Raw genomic sequence first — 25,334 nt, forward strand, 5'->3', positions numbered from 1 at the left:
TTGAATTGCTGATGAAAAAGATCATATTTTATTTTCTGCTGATAGCCTCACCCTTTGTATCATCGGCACAAAAAAAACATGATGAACCAGCATCAACCCGAAAACTTTGGCTAAACTACCTGGATAGGGTAGCCCGCCCGGTAATGTCAAACCTGGCTGCCGATCAGTTGAAGGAAAAAATGCCCATGCTGCTATCCGATAGGGTAGATAACAAAGAAAGCCGTACTAAAGTGGGTTACCTGGAAGCTTTCGGCCGCACGTTAAGCGGTATATCCCCGTGGCTGCAGCTGGAAGGTGGCGATGCTGATGAGGTAAAGCTGCGCGATCAATACCGCCAATGGGCATTAAAGGCTATTGCCAATGCCGTAAACCCGCAAGCTAAAGATTATTTGCAATGGACAGGTGGGCAACCGCTGGTTGACGCATCATTTGTAGCCCTGGCATTGGTGAGGGCACCCTGGCTATGGGAACATTTGGATGAAAAGGTTAAGGGACAGGTAACCGATGTGCTGAAAGCCACCCGTAGCACAGTGCCGGTATACTCAAACTGGATATTATTTTCGGGGATGATAGAAGCCTTTTTATGCAAGTATGATTTGGGGTACGATCTCGTACGTGTGGAGTTTGGCATCCGCGAATTTACCCAGCACTGGTATGTAGGCGATGGCATGTACGCCGATGGGATGAATTTCCATTTAGATTATTATAACAGCATCGTCATTCAACCCTATCTGAGCACTATTCTGGATGAAATAAACGCTAAAAAGAAGACCTATCTGCATGAGCAGCAACAGCAACTCATCATCGGTCAGCGTTATGCCGAAATATTGGAGCGCTTGATCAACACAGACGGCAGTTATCCTGCAACAGGCAGGTCAATTGTATACCGGAGTGGTGTTTTTCATCACCTGGCCAATGTGGCCTATAAAAAGCAATTACCCGAAAGTTTGAAACCGGCCCAGGTACGATGCGCCTTAACCGCCATGATCAAAAAAACATTAGGTGCCCCGCAAACTTTTACTGCAGATGGCTGGCTTAACATTGGCTTATATGGTAAACAACCGGGTTTGGCCGATTTTTATATCACCACGGGCAGCCTGTATATCTGCAGCAATGTATTTGTGCCGCTTGGTTTGCCCGCAACGGATTCGTTCTGGGCCGATCCTGATGAACCCTGGACTGCAATAAAGATCTGGAGCGGACAGGATGTGCCCGCCGATCATGCCCTCGACATTAAAAAATAACTGGATACACTATACTATGAAACCATACCGATTTTTATTGTCTGCCTTATTGCTTTTAAGCAGTCTGGCAAACGCCCAAAGCAAATTAATCGCTTTTACCCCAGGCACTATATGGCCCGATAATAATGGCTTACATATCAATGCGCACGGCGGCGGAATGCTCTATAAAAATGGCACCTACTACTGGTTTGGCGAACATAAAATAGCTGGCGATGCCGGTAACCGGGCAATGGTTGGCGTGCATTGCTATTCGTCGAAAGATTTGTATAACTGGAAGGATGAGGGAATAGCGCTGGCTGTTTCGCCCGATTCTACCAATGATATTGCCAAAGGTTGTATCCTTGAGCGCCCCAAGGTGATTTATAACCCAAAGACAAAAAAATATGTAATGTGGTTTCACCTGGAATTGCGTGGCCAGGGTTATAAAGCCGCCCGCGCCGGGGTAGCCACGGCCGATAAAGTTTCTGGTCCGTATACTTTTATCAAAAGCTATCGCCCTAACGCGGGGTTTATGCCGCTATATCCTGAAGGAACGCCCGATAATGAGAAGGTAAATTGTACCCATCCAACAAATGAAAGTGAAGGCTTCTTTTGCCGTGACCTACCCGGTGGACAAATGGCCCGCGATATGAATGTGTTTGTAGATGATGACGGTAAGGCTTATCACATATTTTCGGCAGAAGAGAATTACACGCTGGATATTGCCGAGTTAAATGATAACTACACCGGCCATACAGGCAAGTTTGCCCGGGTATATGCCGGTCACCAAACCGAAGCGCCTGCCATATTTAAACATAAGGGCATTTATTACATGATTGGCTCGGGCACAACGGGCTGGGCACCAAACCCGGCACGCTGGTTTACAGCCAAATCTATTTATGGTCCCTGGACGTACCACGGTAATCCATGCATAGGTAAAGGATCTGAAATTACTTTTGGGGGCCAAAGTACTTACGTGCTGCCGGTAACCGGTAAAAAAGACGCCTTTATTTTTATGGCCGATAAATGGACTCCTAAAGATGCGATAGATGGTCGCTACCTGTGGCTGCCTGTTACTTTTAAAGGTGATGATATCGAGATCAGCTGGATGGATAAATGGGATTTAAGCGTATTTAAAAAGTAAGCATATGCAACAATTGGCTTTTAAAATGAAACTCTTCCCCGGCAAAGCGCAGGAGTATAAAAAGCGCCATGATGAGATCTGGCCCGAGCTTGTGGCATTGCTAAAACAAAGTGGCATCAGCGATTATTATATTTACCTGGATGAAGAAACCAATATCCTTTTTGGTACTTACAAGGTAGCCGATATTGATGCGCTTGAGGTATTGCCGCGAAACCCGGTTATGCAAAAATGGTGGCAGCACATGAGCGATATCATGGAAAGCAATACCGATCATTCGCCGGTTAGCAGTCCGTTGGTTGGTATGTTTTATTTGGAGTAGGTTTTAGATTTAGAAAACGTTTTTTACGAATCGTCGTTCCTTCCCTCCATTACAAATCTACGATGTCATTGCGAAGCAATCGCGAACTATGCAGATCCGCCCTGTATAGCATGCGATTGCTTCGTTCCTACCCATGACAAATATAAAAATATGTCATTGCGAGCGCAGCGTGGCAATCTCGTAGCCATACAGAGCGAATATGCATGGCGACGAGATTGCTTCGTTCCTCGCAATGACAAGAGGGCGATGTTGTCATTTCCACCTTCACAGTCCGCGGATTTTACTACTCGCAATGACATGGCTTTATATTGTGATCCCACCTCTATAGTCCCCGGATTTAACACCAGCAATCCCAATCCATTAAAGCCCGTACAAAAAATTCGGACCTTTTCATTTCTTGTTGTAGGTCAAGTTTTGTGGGGATATTGCACCGTAAATTTGATGTCAATAAACAAAAGCAACATCATGGAAAATACAATCAACGGCATTCACCACATTACAGCAATAGCAGGTAATGCTAAACGCAATTATAATTTTTATACCAATGTTTTGGGACAGCGGTTAGTTAAAAAAACAGTGAATTTTGACGACCCTGAAACATATCACTTATACTACGGTGATAAACAGGGTACTCCCGGTTCAATATTAACTTTCTTCCCCTGGGAAAACATCCAGACCGGCAGGAGGGGGGCACGCCAGGCTACCGAAATTGGTTACTCTGTGCCAGAAGGCAGCTTTGATTTTTGGCTGAACCGTTTTGAAAAACATAACGTGATCTACAACAAAGTATCCGAAAAATTTGGCGAGCCATATCTTACCTTTTTAGATCCTGATGGTTTAAAACTGGAACTGATAGCATCAAAAAGTACGGATACCCGTTTACCATGGGAAACAGATGAAGTAAAGGCCGAAAACGCTACCAAAGGTTTTCACAGCGTTACCATCACGACCAATAAAATGCAGCCTACTGCCGATATTTTAACCGGCGTATTTGGTTACCGTTTGTTGGAGCAACACGTAAACCGCTACAGGTTTATTACCAACGCGGTTGAAAACGCAGCCATAGTCGACCTGGTTGAAGTTGCAGGCGAAGTTGCCGGGCATGTAGCAGGCGGTTCTGTACACCACGTGGCATTTAGAGTTAAAAACGAACAGGTGTTGATGGAATACCGTGAAAAAATAGCCGCACTTGGTTTACACATAACCGATAAAATTGACAGGAGCTATTTCTATTCATTATACTTCCGTGAACCAGGTGGTGTGTTATTTGAATTGGCTACCGATAATCCAGGTTTTGATGTAGATGAACCGGTTGATGAATTGGGCACGCATTTGAAATTACCTGCACAACACGAAAGGTTCCGCAGTACACTCGAAAAAACATTACCTCAATTATATTGATCATGTACACACATCAATTTAAATATATAACAGCAGGCACCCCGGCAAAAAGCGCCGGGGCTGCTTTGATCATGATTCACGGCAGGGGCGGTACCGCGCAAAATATAGCCGCTTTGGCAAATGAGTTGAATGTAAAGGATTTTGCCATTTACGCCCCGCAGGCCACCAACAACAGCTGGTACCCATATAGTTTTATGGCACCCGACGAGGAAAATCAGCTCGCGTTAAATTCGGCTATTGAAGTGATAGGTGAACTGGTAAATCAAGTTAAGGCCGATGGCATTCCCGAAGAAAAGATCTATTTCCTGGGTTTTTCGCAAGGCGCTTGTCTTACGCTTGAATACATTACCCGCAATGCTCAAACCTACGGTGGCGCGGTAGCCTTTACAGGTGGACTGATTGGCGAAAAACTTATCGCCGGTAACTACAAAGGCAATTTTAACGGCACCCCCGTATTGATCACCACCGGCGACCCTGACCCGCATGTACCGGTTAGTAGGGTAGAGGAGAGTGTAAAAGTGATGCAGGGCCTGAATGCCAGCGTTACCCTTAAAGTATACAAAGGCAGGCAGCACACCATTTCGATGCCCGAGTTAGTGTTGGCTAATGAGTTGATTTTTAATAAGTAATAAGGGGGCCTTGAATTGAGTTTGTAATGTTCGATGTAGGTGCGTATGTATCTTATTCCTTATAAAAAGGAATCGCACCACCAAACAAAAATATGGTCATTTCGAACAAACCGTTAGGCAGGGGGCAGGGCAAACGCATCTAATTGGGTTAACATAACTTAACATATTTCAAGTATTTATTTATAAATATTTAATAATCAGTGTTTTATATTTTTACATGGTTAACACAAAATTGATGTATTTCGAAATTTAGGCGCATCTAAATATTGGGGCCTGTTATTGCCCAATCCATCTCTGGTTTATCGAAATGACATTTTTTTACTAAGAAAGATGTGCACACAAAGTAGGTTTAAGAAGAATTTTTGTTTTCTAAATATTATACCGTAAACTACTATCAATGTCCTACAATAATTCATATGATTCCCTGATGTATTTGAACATGATAGGGGTTAGGTCTTCCAATTTTGAAACCCTGAAATGGTTGGCGTATCTGCCCGAATAAATTAAGCTTTTATATGGAACAAGTCCGGCTAATGGTGAGGTTGAATAAAACTTTACATCCAATGTGGCTTTCATGGGCTTCACCACTAAAAAGGTTTGATCGTGTACAAATACCACGCAGTTTGGCGTGGTGCTGATGGCTACATCGTCCCAATCGGCTACAAATAAAAGCAGTTTATCAAACGTAAGCAACAACTCGTCGCTTTTGCCTTTAAACAATGTATCGAGGTTCACTTTGGCACAATAATGTGTCTGTTTCTCACTCTTTAGCTCCCGCTCGCATTTTGGACAAACCCAGGTCATTGCAGTTTTTTATTTGTTTGGTTTCTTTCTTTAATTTCAAAATAGCATTGATCGCAAACCACTTTAATATTTGCGAAAGCCATAGCCTCCTCAGTCCATTCACCTTCCTTAAGTCTTGTTTTTTCACATTTATTACACCAGGCCTGGTGCTCATCCTCGGTTTCTATCGCCGGATCGGAATCGAAAGCTTCATTAAAGCCGGCACAAGTATTCGTGATCAAGTGCTGGCACACAAACGCCGTCCGGGCCGAAACATGATTGTCGCATTCGATATATTTATCTTTTAATGCGTCGCATTGTTCTTGTGTTAACTCATTCGTGAAAATGAAATAAATAAAAAGATGTTCATGAGGGACCTGATAAGCGCCAATCGCATTTAACAACTTTAACGCGATAGCAGTCATTTCCCAGCCTGTATATTCATCACCTTCAAAAAGACCGGTGGTTAATTGCTCAAAGTTGTGTATTGCTCCAAAATCCTTTACTTTTTCAAGGGCCCGGCTGACGTGTTTGGGGGTAGTTGGGTTATCCCATGCCCAATTCCATGTATTAGTTTTAGTTGAAAATGAGCCAACATCAACATATTTAAAATACAGGTTTTTTCCACTGATTGATTTAAAATGGAAGGCTCCTGTGCCATGATCATAAAACCAATCCTCATATGCGTTAACGTCATGCAGCTTTATAAATTCAGGCTGTAATGACGTTAGATCTGCTACACAATTATCTTTATAATCTTCAAAACTTTGCCCTGATAAATACATACGGTTTGGGTTACATGTAGTTTATTCAAATTAAACAATATTTCTCATAACAAAAAAAATTTAATGCGGGTATAACTCCAATATATGTCATCCGTTTTAAACCCTGTGCAGAAGTCGGACCCACAAAAATCAATCTCACCCAATATACTTTAAACCAACAAAGCCCTCCCGATTTCCCAGGAAGGCTTTGCTTTTTATTTTACCTCTTTATTTCCAGCCGCCGCCCAAAGCACGGTAAAGGTTTACCGCCGCCTGTAGTTGTTGTAGCTTATCATTTACGCCACTTAACTGCGCTGCCAATAAGCTTTGTTCAGATGTTAATACATCGGTATAGTTGGTTGCCGAACTATATTGCATTAACTTTTTGGTAAAATCAACCGATTGTTCAAGCGCTTTCACTTGTTTATCGCGGGTTTGTTGTTTACTTACCGCGTTTTGGTAGGAGTAAAGCGCGTTTGATACTTCCTGCCCGGCAGTTAATATCGTTTGCTGGAAGGTGTTAAACGCTTCGGCCTGCTGTGCCTGTGCAATATGATAGCGCGATTTGTTTTGCCCCTTGTTAAATATTGGCTGTGTTAAGCCACCCACCAGGTTATAAAAAATGGAATTATCAAACAGGTTTTTCAATTGCAATGATGATATCCCACCCTCGGCTGTAATGGTAAGCGTTGGATAAAAGTAGGAGTGGGCCACATTGGTATTCTCAAACGCCGAGCGGAAGGCGTACTCAGAAGCCTGTACATCGGGCCTGTTACGCAACAGCTGGGTAGATAAACCTTGTTTTAAATCGGTTACCGGTTGTTGCTGGCTAAGGGTAGCGCGTTTGATAGGGCCGGGGGCACGGGCCAGCAGCACGCTCAAAGCGTTCTCTGTTTCGCGGATGCTTTGTTGCAGGTCGGGTATCGTAACCTCTGCCGCGTAGCGGTTGGCTTCGCTTTGTACAACAGCCGCGCCGTTTACAACCGCGCCTTCTTTAAGTACCTTCATGGTTTCAACATCGGCAATCCTGTTTTTTACCGTTTGCTGTGTTATGGCCAGTTGCTGATCGAGCGACAGCAGGGTATAGTAATAATTTGCAATATCGGCTATCAGCTGGGTTTGCACGGCCCGTTTGGAGGCGTCGCTTTGCAAAAAGTTAGCCAGTGCCTGCCGTTTCAGGCTGCTTAGTTGTCCCCATACGTTTACTTCCCAGCTTGCACTTAGTGATCCCTGGTAGGTGGTGGTATTTAGGTTGATGCCTGTACCTGCCGGGAAGTTAAGCGCCGCCTGTGATGTTTTGGCCTTGGTAACCTGCACCCCTGCGCTCAAAGTAGGCAGATAAGCCATTTTTGCCGACCGCAACGTAGCCTGCGCTTCGGTTATCTTCAATATGGCGGTTTTCAGGTCAAGGTTTTTATCGATGCCCTCCTGTATCAGCCTCTGTAAAACAGTATCGGCAAATAATGATCGCCATGGCAAATCGGCCATTGATGTGGTATCGGTTCCTGTGCTATCGCGATACAGGTTGGATGCGGCTACATCCGGTCGTTTATAGGTTTTGGTAACCTGGCACGATGCTATGATAGTTACCCCGGCTACAGCCAGGATAATATGTTTAAAATATGTTGTTGTCATTGCTTTTTAAAACTTAAATAATTGTCCCTTACTATTCCTCGTCGTCATCATCATTATCCACAACTTCGGGCACAAACTTGGGTTGCCCGCTGATGCGCTCCTGTAAACCCTGGAAAATGATAAACAATACCGGGATCACAAACAAGCCGAACAGTGTACCGATGAGCATACCGCCAACAGCACCAGTACCTATAGACCGGTTACCCACCGCGCCTGCACCAGATGCCACCATCAGCGGCACCAAACCCAGTATAAACGCGAAGGAAGTCATCAGGATTGGCCTTAAACGCGCGGTTGCGCCTTCAACTGCCGCCTGCACAATGCTTAAGCCATGCCGCCTGCGGGCCACGGCAAATTCCACAATAAGGATGGCGTTTTTAGCGAGCAGGCCGATGAGCATAATGAGGGTGATTTGCAGGTAAATGTTGTTCTCTACCCCGAAGATCTTAGCGAAAACAAACGCCCCGGCTAAACCTATTGGCAAGGAAAGTATTACCGCGAATGGCAGGATATAACTTTCATACTGCGCGCTTAACAGGAAGTAAACAAATATCAAACACAGCATAAATATAAAAATGGTTTGGCTGCCGCTTGATAGCTCCTCCCGGGTAAGGCCCGAGTATTCATAACTATAGCCGGCAGGCAAGGTTTTGGCCGCAACCTGCTCAATAGCCTTGATCGCGTCGCCGGAGCTGAAACCCGGTTTGGGCGAACCCTGTATGGCGATAGAAGTAAACAGGTTGAAACGGTTAATAGCCTCCGGACCGTAAACCCTTTTCAAAGTCACGAATTCAGATATTGGCGACATCACGTTATTGCTGTTGCGCACATAAATGTTGTTCAGGCTTTCGGGGGTGCCACGATATGGCGCGTCGGCCTGTATCATTACCCGGTATTGTTTGCCAAACTCATTAAAGTTTGAGGCATATAAACCACCGTAATAGCCCTGCAGCGTACTTAAGATAGTACTAACTGATACACCAGCATCTTTACTTTTAGGTACATTAACATCTACCTGGTATTGCGGAAAATTAGTATTGAAGGATGTAGCGGCGTACAATATTTCGGGGCGTTGATTAAGCGCGCCCAGGAATTTCTGGCTTACCTCGCTAAACTTGGTTACATCGCCGCCGGTTTTATCCTGTAGCTGAAACTCAAAGCCACTGCTGTTACCAAAGCCTTGTAAAGTAGGGGGAGCAAAAAATAGCACCTGTGCCGATTTTATGCCGGCCGTCATCCCAAATAGTTTACCCGTTAAACTATTGATATCCTGCCCGTTTTCTTTACGTTGGTCCCAGGGTTTTAGTTTGATAACGATCATAGCATAAGAGCCGCCTGCGCCCGCGATGAAGTTTTGGCCGGTTATGCGCAGCGTCATATCTACTTCGGGTAGTTTCCTGATGATGTTGTCAACCTCTTCGGCAACAACCGCGCTGCGCTCTAATGATGAGCCCGCCGGCAAGCTAATGTTGGCAAACATTACACCCTGGTCTTCATTAGGCACAAAGCCGGTAGGGGTGGTTTTAATCAGGATCCAAAAAATAACGCCAAATACTACAATGCCCACTACAGCCAGCCATTTGCGGCCGATAAGGAATTTAACTGAACTTTTATACTTGCCGGTAACCGACTCAAAAGCGGTGTTAAAGGCATCGTAAAAACGTTGTAAGAAGGTGGTTTTATGGTGCTCGCCTGTTTTATGCGGTTTAAGCAGCAAGGCGCATAAGGCCGGGCTTAGGGTCAAAGCGTTTACTGCCGATATTACAATGGCTATGGCCAGCGTTAAACCAAACTGTTTGTAAAATACCCCTGCCGAACCGGTAATGAAGGATACAGGCACAAACACCGCCGCCATTACCAGTGTAATGGAAACAATAGCCCCGCTAATACCGTTCATGGCGTTAATGGTGGCTTTTCTGGCCGATTTTGCGCCTGCATCTAACTTGGCGTGCACGGCCTCGACCACCACAATGGCATCATCCACCACAATACCAATCGCCAGCACCAAAGCAAACAGGGTAAGCAGGTTTATGGTAAAGCCAAACAGGTTAAGGAAAAAGAAAGTGCCCACGATAGCAACCGGCACGGCTATGGCCGGGATCAGCGTCGACCGGAAATCCTGCAGGAATATAAATACTACGATAAATACCAGTATAAAGGCTTCTATTAAGGTATGTACCACTTTTTCTATCGAGGCATCTAAAAAGTCGTTAGCGTTAAGTAACGATGAGTATTTAATCCCCGGAGGGAATGATTTTGACTGCTCATCAATAGTTTTTTGCAATTGTTGGATAAGCGCATGCGCGTTTGAACCGGCGGTTTGGTTAATAGCCACGCCGATAGATGGATAGCCATTGGTTTTGGTATTGCCCGAATAGCTTTGCGCCCCCAGTTCAATGCGGGCCACATCTTTCAACCGTAACAGCTGGCTCTTATCTGCCGATTTGATCACGATGTTTTCAAACTCGGCAACGGTTTTTAAACGGCCTTTATATTTAATGGTGTATTGAAACGATTGGTTATCATTCTCACCAAACTTACCTGGTGCAGCTTCCACGTTTTGCTCGGCAAGGGCGGCGTTGATGTCATCGGGTATTAAACCATAGGTAGCCATTACCGATGGTTTTAGCCAGATACGCATGGAATAATCTTTAGTGCCAAACACGCTGGCATCGCCCACGCCGCTAATCCTTTTAATTTGCGGCAGCAGGTTAATGTTGGCATAGTTTTGCAAAAAAGTTTGATCATATGATTTATTCTCGCTGTATAACGAGAAGATCATCACCATACTGCTTTGGCGCTTACTGGTTGTAACGCCGGCCTTGGTAACTTCGGCAGGCAATAAACTGGTAGCTTTTGATACCCGGTTCTGCACGTTTACCGCGGCCAGGTCCGGGTCGGTACCTAATTTAAAGTAAACAGTAATGGTAGCCGTACCATCGTTGCTTGATGTTGATGTCATGTAGGTCATGTTTTCAACACCGTTTATTTGTTCTTCAAGCGGTACAATTACGCTGTTCATCACCACATCGGCATTGGCACCGGTGTATGCGGCCGAAACCTGTACCGTTGGCGGCGCAATTTCGGGATATTGAGAGATGGGTAGTGAGGTAAGCCCCAGGATACCCAGTATAACTATGATAACGGATATTACGGTAGAGAGTACCGGCCGTTCTATAAATTTTCGTAACATGGCAAATTTTTTAAAGTTTTGGGGATGCTTTTAATTGTTAAGCTGTTGGTAAACTTTGTCGGGCGTGAGTAATTCTGGCTTTATCTGGGCCGAATCTTTTAAAGAAGTTGTACCATCCAAAACAACTTTATCGCCATTTTTAAGGCCCGATGTCACTACATAGTATTGGCCCGCGGTAAGGCTCATGATCTCTATTTCGGCGCTTTTTACGATGTTGTTTTGATCAACAACGTAAACAAAATGCTTGCCCTGTAATTCATAAGCCGATTTTTGCGGTATCAGGATGCCATCTTTTATTTGTTGCGGAATACGAACGCTGGCACTGCCGCCACTGCGGATAAGACCAACGGGGTTGGGGAATGAAGCCCTGAAACTTGCCGATCCGGTTTCGGTATTGATGAGGCCGGCAATGGTTTCAATGCGGCCTTTTTCGGGATAAACAGACGCGTCTGATAAAATCAGCGTAACCTGTGGTGTATTGGCCAGTTTTTGGTTAAGGGTGCTGCCTTTAACATTGCGCGAAAAATCAAGCAGCTGCTTTTCATTTAAAGAGAAATAGGCATAAATTTTCCCGATGTTTGAAATGGTGGTTAAGGGGTTGGTATTGGTGCTGCTTACCAAACTTCCGGTTTTGTAGGGCAGCGTACCTACTACGCCATCAACCGGACTGGTTATTGCCGTGTAGCCTAAGTTTACTTTGGCGGTTGCCAGGTTGGCTTTGGCCTGTGCCAGCGCTGCCCGGCGCGATTTTAAGGTGTTTTCTGCCGATTCCAGTTCATAATGACTGATGATATTGCCCTCAACCAACGGCCTGGTTTTATTAACCGTTAATTCTGCCGAGCTAACATCCGCCTCGGCACTGCTGATGGCTGCTGCATAGTTATTTACATCCTGTTGGTACTGCGGCGCGCTGATGCGAAACAGTAATTGTCCTTTTTTTACAACGGCACCTTCGTCTATATAAATTTTATCAACAAAGCCATCTACTTTGGGCCTGATCTCAATGTTTTGTTCGCCCTGTAAGGTGGCCGGGTAATCGCTGTTTAAGGTAGCCGATTGTGCCGAAATGGTAAATACCTGGTAGGCGGCCGGCGGCTGTGCCGCTGCGGCAGCCTGTTGTTTGTTACTCCCTCCGCAAGAGGATAGGGCCAATATGCTGATGCCTGTAATGGCAATGGGAGCTATCGTTTTTCTGATGGTTATTAAGAAGGTTATCATATGAGTTGCTATTGTGTTGTTTTTTATTTGAAGTTTTAGTTTGACGTTTGTGTCAGTTTTTGGAGCAAAAAAATATTCTTTCTGGTGTGTTGTAATTAAAATTGTGAGTGCTTTTGATGATTTTCATATGTGATATAATTAATGTATTGAAGTTTTAGTTTGACACTTTCGTCAGTTTTTGATCAAAAAAAATTAATTGAATAAAATATCGACTATCATTTTTTTACGCTCGTTAAGCAGTTTGGTGTATTGCAGGTCATCAAGCTCAAATATGATTTTGAAAAGCGGGCGGGTTAGTAAAGGGTAAGCCATTAACGCAAACAGGTTAAGTAAAAAATTCATTGGCTTCATTTTTTTTACAGCATCCTTTTCCATCTCGGTCTGAATTTCTTTCAAAAAGGCGGCAAGGACGTTTGGCCTATCTTTCTTTTGGAAGCTAAATCCGTTTGAATTGATCTCGGCAATCATGAAGCTTTCCTGGTAAGGGTAAGTGGCAAGCTGTGTGTAAAATACCTCTATAAAGCGTTCAATTTTTTTCTTGAATGGAAGTGTCGATTGGATCACTTCGTCCATTCGGTTACCCATATCGTGCATCGATTCGTCAAAAACCTGTCTAAACAAAACGTCTTTTGACCGGAAATAATAGTTAACCAAAGTACGGGTAACACCCGCGGCATCTGCAATATCCTGGGTGGTTGCATTGAGTTTGCCTTCTGCAAAAAAGATCCGTTTGGCGGTGTCTTTTATCAATTGCTCGGCCCCTGTATCTCTTATTGCCATGGCTGACTATTTTGTTTGACTAATTTGTCAGACAAAGAACGGGGTTTCCCGCTTTTTTATTGCCAGTTTATTGTCATTATTAGCTACCCAAATTATCTGTGATCCTGTTTCTCTTTAAAGTTGGTAATGGTATTTCCATCATAACGATGCACCCCGTCAAATGTGCCAAACCAAATACTTCCTTTATCATCTTCTAAAATCCCGAAAATCATTCCTTTATTTGTTATTTCGGTTACAGTTGGCTTTTTATCAGACAAGGACTTTTCGTCATACCGGGAAAGTGCCCAAGCTTGGATATTCCCCGTTTCTGTACTAACCCAAGCCGGGCTATTAGCGCTTTCTGAACTGGTCCAAATATTACCTTTTTTATCCTCGATTATATGACCAACAAACTTCTGGGTAAAATTAGTAAACGTTTTGCCGTCATAACGCCAAAGGCCATCACCTCCGCCAAGCCAGATATTGCCTTTTTTATCTTCGATTATAGAACGAACATTGGTAAAAGGTTTACCGTTATGGATGAAAGCGGCAAAAGTCTTTCCATCATATACGAAGGTATTGCCTCCTGTAGCAAACCAAAACTTGCCTGTTTTATCTTCAATAACAGAATTAACATTGTTATTGGAAAGCTCGTCTTTCGCTGTGAAATTTCGAAATGATTTGCCATCGTAACGACTTGCTCCGAACCAAATATTGCCTGTTTTATCTTCATAAATACAAGTAACGCTGTTTCCGGCAAGTCCATCTTTAGTTGTAAAATTTTGAAAGGATTTGCCATCATAATAATAGACACCTGAACCAATACTTCCGAACCATAAGTTGCCTCTTCTATCTTCTAAAACAGAAAAGAACCGGGCCGAACTTACTTTACCGGTAATATTGGTAAAAGATTTTCCATCGTATTTAAAAATACCATCAAATGCAGCAATCCAAATGTTGCCCTTTTTATCCTGTATGATATTACGGGTGATGAGGTTAGGTCCGCTGGAAGTGATCACGCTTTTGGTTGCGGACTTAATAGTGTCTTTTGGCATCTCTGTTTTGACTTGTCCTCTGCAGGAAGTACAAAAAACAAGCATCAGGAACAAAGGAGCACTAATTAAAATTAAGTAATTGGTTGTTAGCTTGTTGTTCATACTACAGAAATGATATTGATTAATAATGATTACCAATGCTTTAAAATCGGCGATACACATTGTTTCTGAGTTTGGATTTTTTTAACATCCTTTATTTGGTATGGCATACATCACGTTGCCCGAAACAGATAAATTGAAGCCATAATTTTCTATAGCAGGAAGTAGTGATAGTTTTTCCCATGTTTTGCCCATGTCGGCTGACCGGAATATGCCATCTGAGCGGCCACATATTAAATATTTACCCATTTGTTTAATTGATAAAATATCCGATGAAGATTTAAGTAAGCCTATTTTTTTCATTAATAAACTACCCCAGAAAGGTTGAAGTTCTTCGCCTATGGCATTCCAGGTTTTTCCACTATCCAGTGAAATGTGCATGCTGTTTGTGTGGGTTATTGTGTTGTTGACTATAGCAGCAAATCCTCCATCTATACGCTCCACAGCGGTGCCTGCACTCCCTTCACTAATCACACGATCCCAGTTTTCACCATCATCGGTCGATCTTAATATTCCCTGTGTGCTGACAGCCAGGAGTACACCGTTTGACTCTACCAATTTCATTACCCAGCCTCTAACATGCACATATTTCCAGGTTTTTCCACTGTTAGTGGATTTAAAAATGGCGTTGTTGGAGCCGATGAAAACTGTGCCTCCCGTAGTTTCAAAAACGCTGCTTACTTGTCTCTCTTTATAGTTTTTGTACATCCAATCTATCGTTTTGTTAAGGCGTACGGCTTGCTCTTGAAAATTGGTGTACACGGGCGACCAATCACTCTTTCCGTTTGTTTTTTGTAAAAATTGACCCCTGAAATTATATGCAAGTATCCTATTCTTGCCAGGAGCAATGTTACGTTGCTCACCAGGGAAAATTTCTTTTGTCCAAAAAGGAGTTGTAGAATTTGGTTCATTGTGATAAACCCCATTGCCGGCACGTAAATATAGCCCACGGTCATTTGCAAATAGACCATCTCTCCACACACCTTCTCTCTGCAAATTTTCAGGCAGTCCTTCGCTAATGTCCTGCCATGTTTGTCCGCCATCAGCAGATTTAAAAATGATGTTGACAATCGCCGATGATTTGCCTTCTTTTATTGGTTTCTTTTTTGCTTCCTTTTCTTTTAGCACAAAAGAATTTAGTAGAAATAATACCAGGAAGATTGCCGGAACAAATACAAATAATCTTTTCATTTTTTTAAATTTAAGTGAAACATATGCTTCATAATCTATTTGATGATCCTATCAGAATTGATGCAGCAAAATTACTTTGATATCATCCGGCGCAGGGAATTTGGATTGTAAATAAAAGTGTAAACTTTGTAAATAAAACGTTGATAGGATGCCTGATGCCCGAAATCTCCTTGCTGGAAACTAATACCTGAAATTTAGAGGGTTAACATAACTTAACACATTAAAAATGTAATTAGTTGATTATGAGTAATTTGTGTCGTTTTTCTTTAAAAAGTGTTAACCCAAACTGCGGGCTGAATTATAGCATAAACTAAATACGGGGACGCGACACATTTAGTAGAATCACAAGTCGTCGTTTTAGCGCGGGGGCTTGTGTTGAGGAAAGAAGTGATAGCTGAGCTGTGCTTTACGATGTGATTGGTTTACTAATTCACATAGGTTATCCCACATTGCATCGTTCAACACTTGCGATAAGGAGGGGGCGTTTTGCCCGTTGTTGGTGTTGTCACCAATAACTTTTCCGGCGCTATTTCGCTAAGGAATATTTAGGTAGTCGCAAAAAGCAGGCAGTCGCTATCCCAGTTGCTTTATAGGAAACGACAACAGTTGGCTGTCCGACTCTGTTGTTGGTGACAATACCAACAACGGGCGGAATTATTTCTAATATATTTTATAACAAATCTACTATCGATAAATATTATTGTATTTTTAATGTTAGATAAAATTGTTATTGAGCCAATGACCTATCATTCTCCTGAACTCCACTTTCCTGAACGGTTTACCCAAAAATTATCTCAAGGTACAACCTTTGATTATCAACAGATTTTAAAAAACTTAAAGACAAAAATTACCGAATTTATTTCAACAGGAAATACTTATCAAGAGTTTTTTAAAGACTACACTAATCATGGCATTAGCCATATTAACGAAGTACTATTAAACGCGGATTTTTTAATACCGGCTCATACCTTTGAGCAACTAAGCGTAAGTGAGGTGTTCTATCTGACATCATCGATACTTTTACACGACATCGCGCTACATATACCTTGGCCGGTATTTTATTGCTTACTAACAGGGAGTAATGTCAAAATTATCGAAAATAATAAATCGTTGGACGATGGGCTATCCTGGGAAGCCGCATTTGAAAGTTATTTAGCGGAACGGAAAGAACTACAATTACTAAATAAACCAAAAGAATGGGAACCAGGCGATAAAGAAAAAAGAATCGTTGGCGAATTTATACGGAAGAACCATCACCGTTATGCTCAGGAAATTGCGGAAGTTGGTATTTGTGATCCCGGGCGAGGTCGTTGTGAAAGTATTTTTTATCCGGATATCCGGATAGAGGAAAAACGGATTATTGGGATTATCGCCCGAAGCCACAACCATAATATGAATGATCTAAAATTGCAAGCATATATGGAACAAAATTGGGGAGAAACGGAACGGCCGTTTGGTGTACGTATTAAATATTTGATGGCTGTTTTGCGTATTGCTGACTATATGGCAATAGACTCTGAACGATCTGGCTTGAATTTATATCGTTATATCGAATCTAAGAGATCGTTTATTGAACATTTAAAACATAAGATGATCAAGCCGGTTATTCGATCCGAAATTGTTAATAAAGTATTAGAAGTGCATGTTTATGATCCCACAAGCATACTGGAGGCCTATACTTTGGCAAGTGAGTTACATAAGCAATCGTTTTCTTTGCCCGACGTTGTAAACGAAGTCAGGTTATTGCTGATTGATATTCAACGTGAAATTAATGGTGGAACAGAGATTGTTGCAGCGCTGAATAAAGAATATCGTGAAGATAGGTTTGAATTAAATCTCGAGGAGATTAATTGGAAAGGGCTGTCATATTGTCCTAAATATAAAAACCCGACGAAAGGCATTTATAAATTGCTTCCTTATCGTTATCCTGGTTATTTAATTGACAACTATCTGCAATCTGTTACTAAAACGACCAATAATATTGACTTTTACGTAAACGACGACTGGCACCCTGTCAAAAGTCCTGATTTGCAGGAAATTTACTATCCGCTTTCGTTCAAAAAACTTAAAGGTACATTTTCAAAAAAAATTGTTTTTGAATCAGATATAGAAACACCCATTGAAAATATTATGGCGAGCGAACGCCCGCTTACATCAGTCAAGGAAATCTCTCAAACTGTATCAGGTAATGTTATCGACGCAGTAGAAACAAGTAGCCATATTGAAATGGTTCGGGACATTTTCAGAAAAGAAAACATGGGAACCGGTATTATTGCTGACCTTGGTTTCGGAAAAACTGTACTTTGCAAAGCGCTGCTCCATTTTTTTAAACTTCGCTCCACAAATAAAAGAGAATTGGAAAAGGAATTTTGGGAAGATTTAGGTCATCTTGAAGAACTGCAATATATTCCTTTGTTATATACTTGTCGTTCATCACGACGAGTAAGAAAATACACATCTGTAAGGGATTTTATCGCTGATGCACTCTCGGAGATAATTGATGAGGATAGTAAAAAGTATAATCTACTGATTAATGAGTTTGCGAAGATATTCCACGAAAAGTCCCACCGAATCTTGTTTATTGTAGATGCCATTGACGAATTAGAAGATCGTTTGGATGGCGATATTATACGTGAGTTCATGAAATTTTTAATGACACATATTGTTGATGATGGTTTTCACACGCTGGTTTTTACTAAAAGAGATGGATTAGAAACCCAACATAAGGAAGATACATTAAGATATTCTATTGAACAATTAAATGAAGAACAACAACAATGCATCGTGTTGAAATTATGTAATTTATATGATATAAAAGATGAGGAGCAAATTCGTGACTACTTGGATGTTTTAACTGGCAATAATACAAGCCTACAGCTAAAAAAAAACGTGCTTAATCTTACAAACAGCTTTATTTATTATCATAAATTCAACAAGCCACCAACTATAGATCAATTTGAAAAGGAATTAATACGAATTTTTTTTGCCAGAAAGAACGTCGTTTATACAGAAGAAATGCGTCTATTTTTAACTGAAATAGCTTTAAAAATACGGGCTCAAGGAGATGGAAGATATGTCAAAGAGAATGAATTATTGGAATTGGCCGAACAAAACTACGAAAAGCTCAATTTCACCAACGCCCGTCTATTAATTGACTTATTGACGCATAGAGTAGGTATTTTAAAGCGTAGGGTTGAAATTATAAAGGGGGAACGCACCATTATTTATGAATTTAACGAAATAAAACAATATCAAAATCTATTGGGCATGAGAGATGCAGAAGGTATCACCCATGTTGATCAGATAAAACCTAAAATTAATGAGCTATTAGGGCCTGACGTCCTTTTAGCTATGGATCAATTGCCGGAATCGGTTAAGAGGTTGATTATAAATATATTAAAATATTTAAATCGCGATGGAGGCGATCATTAAAAAGATGAACGAATCAACAAAATTTATAAACGAAGTACTTGATGATCCGTTTAAAAACCTGGGGATCAATACTCGTGCAAGCCTTGATCTGGCTGTCGACTACCTTGTTCGATCTCATGATAGAGAAGACCAACCGCTTCTTGAGAAAGTAGTTAAAATTCTTTTTTATGAATTTGACAATGAGCATCATAAACAGTTTAACTCCTCGGATGATTCATTTGAAATGATAAGCCGATTGTTAATGAATAGCTTTTGGGGTGATGAAACATTGCTAATATTAACCAAACAATATTTGTACGAGCCAGCTAAAAACAATGATTTTCATGATGTTTTTATGGAATACTTACTTGTTAAACTGGAACGACGATCTCGTTACCTCATCACAGAAAATTTCGGTTATTTTGAAGAAATGTTTTTAAATAATCCTATTGAGTCTTATTCCGAGGTAGAACAGGCTATTTATTGCATGCATGCTTTGAACGCTTATTTTCTTTACTTTGGTAACAAACTTGAGCTTTCGGCGCAAGAGTTTTTGCAAATCACACGGGAAAATCTTTGGAAAATATCTTCTCACCAGCAAACGAAACTACGTCGATTGGCCATTTGGGCATTGTATTGGTGTGATAATGGCACCGACGATAAATCAGGATTGCTCAAACTTAATAAACAGGAAGCCGATGTCCTTTCTAATGGTACCATTAACAATCCAGACCAGATGACCAACGGGCGGATTACTTGTATGTTAATTAAAAACAATCATAAATTGCTAAAAACTGTTATTGCTGCGAGAAATGCAATTGACGGCTGGGAGTTTGATATCAACAAAAAGGTTGATTTGTTTGCTATTTCACACGTTAAAACGCCTTATCATGCCATTATCGAAACGGTCTGTCTGGACATATTAAGTTTGACCGAAAGAAAAATTTGGTTGGAAAAAATGGTTATACCATATTTAACCCTTTTTGCTTCAAAAAATACAATTCGTAAATTATTTTCATATCTACTAACTAATGGGATGCAACAGGAAGCTGCCTTTATTATTTTGGGTAGTTTAGGCCATCTTCAGTCGAATCAAGTTAACGAAGAAGTATATGCTAATTTTCCTAAAATAATTGATAGGATAATTAGTAGAAAGGGCGATTTGATTCATAAACTTAAGGCCAAAGACACAACAGGGAGATGGGCTTATTATTTTGTCTTGGTTCCGGCCTCAAGAGAGGCTGCTTTTCTGCATTCAATTGAAGGAGACGGAACTATTGATTTGGAACATTATGGAAAAGTTGTCGCGTCTTGTTATGGTGAGTCCCCTACTCAAGAAGTTAAAGATTACTTAAAAGAAAAATATAGATTCGAAGTTTAGATAAGGTTAAAGTGTGTTCATTTGCTTACTCTATACGCAGTAAAAATCGATCTATTATGAGATGAAAGAAATGTTATGGTTTCAGAAATGGTATTTATAATAATTTAGCTTAATAGACGCATAGGGATTTTTATTCATAAGGTAATATTTGAATAAAAATCCCTTATAGGTTATTTTGTCCTCAAAACCGACATTGCCACGAACCGATTTTTGATATTGCCGCTAAAATTTGTTCCATAAAAAAAAGTAGCCCATAAATTGGTTATTTGTTGTTAGTCGTACTCATCGTCGGAGTCGAACCGACGTGTTTTTTCATGTATTTTAGATCAATTCGCCTATAGGTACGCTTCGCCGGTTGTTTGTGTTCTGCCCGTTGTTGGTGTTGTCACCAATAACTTTTCCGGCGCTATTGTCGCTAAGGAATATCGATGTAGTTCCAAAAAGCACACCGCCGCCATCCCAGGTGCTTTAAGGGAAACGATAATCGTTAGTAGCCCGACTCTGTTGTTGGTGACAACACCAATAAGGGACGGAAAAAAGAATTATAAATTGGCTTTTGCCTCGTTATAAGCTAACGATGACGACAGTTTACGATAAGCCTCTGTCTGCCCTTTAAGTGTTTCAATCACTTGTTCAACAGTATCAACAGCATCTGCACCCGCTAAGAATCTTTTAGGCGGATTTGACTGATCAATAACATTTAACAAAGCCTGTGCAAGCTTTGCCGGATCACCACCTTGTTGTCCGTTGGCACCCTTCCAAAATTCTAATTGCTGTTTTCTGCCTTCTTCATAATCGTCAATTTCTTTTGTGCTGTATTGGGTTGATTCTTCCGTCAATAATTCGGTACGGAAAAAGCCAGGGTTAACGATCGTAGTTGAGATTCCGAATTGTTCGACTTCTGTTTGAAGCGATTCCATCCAGCCTTCAATGCCGAATTTTGAAGCCGCATAAGCCGAACAAAAAGTATAACCTGTTAAGCCCGCGGTAGATGATATCGTTACGATATGGCCTGAGCGCTGTTTACGCATGACAGGTAAAACCGCTTTGGTAACTTTCATAGGGCCGAATAAGCTTGTTGCAAGTTGACCTTCTATTTCTTCCATAGAAAGCTCTTCAAAATATCCTGCATTGAAGTTTGCAGCGTTATTAACTAACACATCTATTTTACCAAACCTTTCTACGCCTGCATGAACAGCCGCTTCGGCATCTGCAATGTTAGTAATATCAAGCTTTACCACTAATAGGTTTTCATGATTGCCAAGAGCCTTTAATACATTGCTTGGCTTACGTCCGGTAGCAATGACCTGATGTCCGGCATTAAGTACTGCTTTTGTTATATCTACGCCCATGCCGCGTCCCGCGCCTGTAATGAGCCATACTTTGTTTGTCATAATTTTAGTTTAAATTGTATAGTCGATGGAACTCATATGTGCTTGACCCATCCGGTCGCCAAATACTGGGTATTTCGAAAGACAAGTTTCGATTTCCTGAACATCTGCGTTGGTAAGGTGAAGGTTCTGTGCGCCCAAATTCTCTAACAAATGTGTTTGAGTACGTGTGCCAGGTATCGGAACAATGTTTGGGCTTTTTGCCATTAACCATGCGAGTGAAATTTGCGAAGGCGTAGCGTTCTTTTTGGCAGCATAACCTTTAAGCCAGTCAATAATAGGCATGTTCAGCGGCAAAAATTCTTTGGAGAAACGGGGAAATCCAGCTCTGAAATCTGATTTCTCATCAAACTTTGTGTTGATATCGTACTTGCCCGTTAAAAAACCTGCACCCACAGGCGACCAGGGTACAAACCCAATGCCCAGTTCGTTGCAGGTATTCAAAACTCCGTTTAATTCTACATTGCGTGTCCATAAAGAATATTCAGACTGGACGGCTGATACCGGCTGAACCGCATGTGCGCGGCGAATGGTTTTAGCACTCGCCTCTGAAAGGCCGAAATGCAGGACTTTTCCTTGCCGGATCAGTTCATTGATCGTGCCGGCCACTTCTTCAATGGGCACATTCGGATCAACCCGGTGCTGATAGTATAAGTCGATACGGTCTGTCCGCAGCCGTTTTAAAGATTCCTCAACAACTCTTTTGATCCGTTCCGGACGGCTATCCAGGCCGACCGTGCCATCGATAGCAAACCCGAATTTGGTGGCGATCTTTACCTGGTCACGAAACGGCTGTAACGCTTCACCAACTAATTCTTCGTCTATGTAAGGGCCGTACACTTCAGCTGTATCATAAAATGTAACACCGTTTTCAAATGCTTTACGTATGGTGGCAATAGATTGCTGGCGGTCGGCCGGCGGATTATAATTGCCGGCCATATTCATACATCCGAGTCCGATCTCGGATACTTCTAAAGTACCCAGTTTTCTTGTTCTCATTTTGTTTTCTCCTTTTATCAATTTTTCAGCGCCGGCAGACCACAAAGGAGCAGTCATCAATCCAACACTGGCTAAAGTTGTTAGTGTCAAAAAGTCGCGACGGTTAATTGCCTGCATGTCGTTATTCATCAGACAAAGGTCTCCATAACTATGCTACTGCAATAAAGGAAAACAAAGAAAAAATTATGATTTTCAAAGATTGGCGGTCCGTATTGATTTTGGAACTGTCCCGGTTCTTTTTTTGAAGAAGTTATTAAAATAGGTGGGGTATTCAAATCCCAGGGCATAGGCGATCTCGGAGATATTCCAGTCTGTATGCATAAGCAATGCCTTCGCTTCACTTATGATACGTTCGCCAATATGGGTGGTAGTTGATTTACCGGTAATCTCCTTCACCGCACTATTCAGATAATTGATGTGAACCGATAAATAAGCGGCATAGTCTTGTGCACTTTTTAAGCCTAACGGCCGGTTGGCGTTTTCTATGGGAAACTGTCGTTCCAGCAATTCTAAAAATACAGATGTTATGCGCGCCGAGGCATTGCTATATTTGAAATTATTCTCTGAGGGCTGGATCTTTAAGGCCTCGTGGATCAATAGGCTGATGTAGTTGCGGATCATCTCATCCTTGTAGGTATATTCGGTATCCTGTTCCGCTAACATTTTCTGAAACAGTTGGGTAAAAGCATCAGCCTGGGCTTTATTCAAATTGAAAATTGGGTTACCGCCGATCTTAAATAAAGGTGATTGCAGTAAACTTTCAGACCGCTCGTTGGGCTTTAAAAAGTCTCCTGAAAACAGGCAGGTATAACCGTTGTGTGCTTCAGAAATTGCATCGCAAGAGTAAGGAATATGGGGATTGCCAAAGAATACAAATATATCATCCGTTTCAAAACTCCTTTCAGCATAGTGGAAAACGAAGTTACCGAAAGTGATATTGATCTTATAAAAATCTTTGCGGCTATAACTATGTCCGGCCGAGTTACTGTCGGTTTTATATACTTTAAAGCCTTTTAATTTTAGTTCAGCATTAAAGTCTGAGCCGCTGTCTGTCACCTGTTTCTCCACTTTGCAAAAGTAAGAAAAACAAAGATAATTCATCAATCTAACTTTTGTTGTCCCGGCAGTAAAAGTTTTGCCCGTTGTTGGTGTTGTCACCAATAACTTTTCCGGCGCTATCTTAGCTAAGGAATATTGATGTAGTTCCAAAAAAGCAGGCAGCAGCCACTCGTGGCTTTGCTATTTACATTCGAGTTCCCTCAGGGGGCTCCTGGAAAAGGGACCCTGAGGCTTCGAATACCGTTATCATAATGCGAGCCGCTTAGCAGGCGGGCGCAGTGGCCCTTTTCCAGGAGACCCTGTGCGGACGAAATCCTCAGTTGGAGAAGATCCATTTGAAGACCTTTCACTGTTGATTTTCTGCCGGTGCTTAAAGGGATAATGGCGAATAAAAGGGAAATACCGGATTAAGGAACACTAAATTTTTTGAATTTAATCGTCTATTTTTGTAACGTACGGTAATCGTTTAAAATTTTAAAGTTCAGTTAAAAAATCAATATGATAGTAGAAGCGGGAAATGCGGAAAAGTTCATATCCGTCATGTTCAACTTGAATAGTGCGATAAAAAGTGAGTCCGAGTATTGTTGCAAGATATGTGGTGATCTCAATGAAAAAGAATTATTCATTATCGCGTTTATCGGGGAAAAAAGGAGTGTCAAAATGAGTGATATAGCTGATTATTTACAAGCGCCCCTGAGTACATTGACCACCATTGTTGATAAGCTCGTCACCAATAAATTCCTTTTACGGTATAATTCTAATGACGACCGGCGTGTCGTAAAAGTTGAACTTGACCGGAAAGGAAAAGACTCTTATAAAGAATTCAAAAACAGGAGAGAAATCATGGCAAAAAAGGTATTAGGCCATTTAAGCGAAGCGGAGCAGGTAACACTTATTGCTAATCTCGCCCAACTCGTTGCTTCAATGCGGTTGTAAATTTTTTTGTTTATTTATTTCGGCAACGGTAATATTTTAATTTCGTAATAAAAGATGACATATACAGATTTACTACAGATCCCGTAAACGAGAAATATACTTATTCGGCTACCAATGTCATTTGAATTTAAAAATACGATTTTCGTTGATTATTTACTTCGATAATAGTACTATTGCATAATCGAATTAATAATTCAATGTCAGTTATCTATTAATCACAACTAAAAAGAGAGAAAATGAAAACACTAAAAATTACAATACTCGCCATGTTTATGGCAGCAACTAATTTAGTATGTGCACAAGGACTTCAATCTAAAACCGCAGTAAACAAATCAACAATGGAAAAAAACAAAGAAGTAGTAGTCAGATTCAACAAGGCGTATTGGGAATCTGGAAATGTAGAAATCGTCAAAGAATTCTTGGCAGATAATTATGTAAATCATTTTGCGCCACCCAATGGACCCAATGATGCGAGTCTAATGGTTCAATTCATAACTGGCTTTAGAAAAGGGTTTTCAGATGTTACCATTGAATTTCACGAAGTGTTAGGCGAAGGAGATAAAGTGTCTTTGATAAAGACAATAACTGCAACTCATACGGGTGATTTTATGGGAAAAGCAGCGACGGGAAAAAAAGTAGTAATAAATATAGTTGAAATTGACACGTTGAAAGATGGCAAAATAACAGACACGTGGGCTTTAAGCAATTTTCCACAGGTAATTCAGGCACTTTAAACTAATAGAG

20 protein-coding genes are annotated in these 25,334 nt (G+C 41.4%); 9 read left to right on the plus strand and 11 right to left on the minus strand.

Annotated features, from left to right (window positions below; all coding sequences use genetic code 11):
* Nucleotides 1-11: 11 nt before the first annotated feature.
* The 5 genes from FHS10_RS27045 to FHS10_RS27065 all read left to right on the plus strand — a co-directional run bounded on the left by FHS10_RS27045 (nucleotide 12) and on the right by FHS10_RS27065 (nucleotide 4,716).
* Nucleotides 12-1,244 carry a DUF2264 domain-containing protein gene (locus FHS10_RS27045; RefSeq protein WP_259097133.1) on the plus strand — a complete coding sequence of 411 codons (1,233 nt, stop codon included), beginning with the start codon at nucleotides 12-14 and terminating at the stop codon, nucleotides 1,242-1,244.
* A gap of 16 nt (nucleotides 1,245-1,260) precedes the next feature.
* Entirely contained in the window at nucleotides 1,261-2,367 is a 1,107-nt protein-coding gene (locus FHS10_RS27050) for a glycoside hydrolase family 43 protein (RefSeq protein WP_259097135.1), read from the plus strand.
* A gap of 4 nt (nucleotides 2,368-2,371) precedes the next feature.
* Entirely contained in the window at nucleotides 2,372-2,686 is a 315-nt protein-coding gene (gene rhaM, locus FHS10_RS27055; RefSeq protein WP_259097137.1) for an L-rhamnose mutarotase, read from the plus strand.
* A gap of 465 nt (nucleotides 2,687-3,151) precedes the next feature.
* Complete coding sequence (locus tag FHS10_RS27060) at nucleotides 3,152-4,087, plus strand: ring-cleaving dioxygenase (RefSeq protein WP_259097139.1); 936 nt, start codon at nucleotides 3,152-3,154, stop codon at nucleotides 4,085-4,087.
* Between the two features lie 2 nt (nucleotides 4,088-4,089).
* Nucleotides 4,090-4,716 (plus strand): alpha/beta hydrolase, encoded by a 627-nt coding sequence (locus tag FHS10_RS27065; RefSeq protein ID WP_259097140.1) that lies wholly within the window; start codon nucleotides 4,090-4,092, stop codon nucleotides 4,714-4,716.
* A 402-nt stretch (nucleotides 4,717-5,118) separates the two neighbouring features.
* On the opposite strand, the gene FHS10_RS27070 is transcribed toward FHS10_RS27065, so the two are convergent.
* The 8 genes from FHS10_RS27070 to FHS10_RS27105 form a co-directional block, all read right to left on the minus strand.
* Nucleotides 5,119-5,451: a DUF5655 domain-containing protein gene (locus tag FHS10_RS27070; protein ID WP_259097142.1), complete on the minus strand. Its 333-nt coding sequence runs from the start codon at nucleotides 5,449-5,451 to the stop codon at nucleotides 5,119-5,121.
* Between the two features lie 65 nt (nucleotides 5,452-5,516).
* A complete protein-coding gene (locus FHS10_RS27075; RefSeq protein ID WP_259097144.1) occupies nucleotides 5,517-6,284 on the minus strand; it encodes a DUF6882 domain-containing protein in 768 nt (255 codons plus the stop codon).
* A 207-nt stretch (nucleotides 6,285-6,491) separates the two neighbouring features.
* The gene (locus FHS10_RS27080; RefSeq protein WP_259097145.1) at nucleotides 6,492-7,898 is read right to left on the minus strand and encodes an efflux transporter outer membrane subunit; all 1,407 of its coding nucleotides are present in this window, start codon (nucleotides 7,896-7,898) and stop codon (nucleotides 6,492-6,494) included.
* Nucleotides 7,899-7,929: 31 nt separating this feature from the next.
* A complete protein-coding gene (locus FHS10_RS27085; RefSeq protein ID WP_259097146.1) occupies nucleotides 7,930-11,091 on the minus strand; it encodes an efflux RND transporter permease subunit in 3,162 nt (1,053 codons plus the stop codon).
* Between the two features lie 30 nt (nucleotides 11,092-11,121).
* Nucleotides 11,122-12,309 (minus strand): efflux RND transporter periplasmic adaptor subunit, encoded by a 1,188-nt coding sequence (locus FHS10_RS27090; RefSeq protein ID WP_259097147.1) that lies wholly within the window; start codon nucleotides 12,307-12,309, stop codon nucleotides 11,122-11,124.
* Between the two features lie 192 nt (nucleotides 12,310-12,501).
* The gene (locus FHS10_RS27095; RefSeq protein WP_259097148.1) at nucleotides 12,502-13,089 is read right to left on the minus strand and encodes a TetR/AcrR family transcriptional regulator; all 588 of its coding nucleotides are present in this window, start codon (nucleotides 13,087-13,089) and stop codon (nucleotides 12,502-12,504) included.
* Nucleotides 13,090-13,181: 92 nt separating this feature from the next.
* Nucleotides 13,182-14,225, minus strand: a complete 1,044-nt coding sequence (locus FHS10_RS27100) for a ligand-binding sensor domain-containing protein (protein WP_259097149.1) — start codon at nucleotides 14,223-14,225, stop codon at nucleotides 13,182-13,184.
* Between the two features lie 81 nt (nucleotides 14,226-14,306).
* Nucleotides 14,307-15,413 (minus strand): WD40/YVTN/BNR-like repeat-containing protein, encoded by a 1,107-nt coding sequence (locus tag FHS10_RS27105; RefSeq protein WP_259097150.1) that lies wholly within the window; start codon nucleotides 15,411-15,413, stop codon nucleotides 14,307-14,309.
* A gap of 711 nt (nucleotides 15,414-16,124) precedes the next feature.
* Between FHS10_RS27105 and FHS10_RS27110 the strand changes: the two genes are divergently transcribed.
* Nucleotides 16,125-18,845, plus strand: coding sequence for an NACHT domain-containing protein (locus FHS10_RS27110; protein WP_259097151.1), 2,721 nt, complete (start codon nucleotides 16,125-16,127; stop codon nucleotides 18,843-18,845).
* Nucleotides 18,829-20,205 (plus strand): hypothetical protein, encoded by a 1,377-nt coding sequence (locus FHS10_RS27115; protein WP_259097152.1) that lies wholly within the window; start codon nucleotides 18,829-18,831, stop codon nucleotides 20,203-20,205. Before FHS10_RS27110 ends, FHS10_RS27115 begins: the two co-directional genes overlap by 17 nt.
* 542 nt (nucleotides 20,206-20,747) lie before the next feature.
* On the opposite strand, the gene FHS10_RS27120 is transcribed toward FHS10_RS27115, so the two are convergent.
* From FHS10_RS27120 to FHS10_RS27130, 3 genes are all read right to left on the minus strand, one after another.
* Nucleotides 20,748-21,599 (minus strand): SDR family NAD(P)-dependent oxidoreductase, encoded by an 852-nt coding sequence (locus FHS10_RS27120; RefSeq protein WP_259097153.1) that lies wholly within the window; start codon nucleotides 21,597-21,599, stop codon nucleotides 20,748-20,750.
* Between the two features lie 9 nt (nucleotides 21,600-21,608).
* A complete protein-coding gene (locus tag FHS10_RS27125; protein WP_259097154.1) occupies nucleotides 21,609-22,724 on the minus strand; it encodes an aldo/keto reductase in 1,116 nt (371 codons plus the stop codon).
* A gap of 63 nt (nucleotides 22,725-22,787) precedes the next feature.
* Nucleotides 22,788-23,663, minus strand: a complete 876-nt coding sequence (locus FHS10_RS27130; RefSeq protein ID WP_259097155.1) for a helix-turn-helix domain-containing protein — start codon at nucleotides 23,661-23,663, stop codon at nucleotides 22,788-22,790.
* 489 nt (nucleotides 23,664-24,152) lie between these two features.
* Here FHS10_RS27130 and FHS10_RS27135 point away from each other — a divergent pair, with 489 nt between their 5' ends.
* Both FHS10_RS27135 and FHS10_RS27140 read left to right on the plus strand, forming a co-directional pair.
* Nucleotides 24,153-24,590 carry a MarR family winged helix-turn-helix transcriptional regulator gene (locus FHS10_RS27135; RefSeq protein ID WP_259097156.1) on the plus strand — a complete coding sequence of 146 codons (438 nt, stop codon included), beginning with the start codon at nucleotides 24,153-24,155 and terminating at the stop codon, nucleotides 24,588-24,590.
* Between the two features lie 236 nt (nucleotides 24,591-24,826).
* Nucleotides 24,827-25,324, plus strand: a complete 498-nt coding sequence (locus FHS10_RS27140) for an ester cyclase (RefSeq protein ID WP_259097157.1) — start codon at nucleotides 24,827-24,829, stop codon at nucleotides 25,322-25,324.
* The last annotated feature ends 10 nt before the right edge of the window (nucleotides 25,325-25,334 follow it).

This window comes from Mucilaginibacter dorajii (assembly GCF_024808255.1).
GTDB classification, from domain to species: domain Bacteria; phylum Bacteroidota; class Bacteroidia; order Sphingobacteriales; family Sphingobacteriaceae; genus Mucilaginibacter; species Mucilaginibacter dorajii.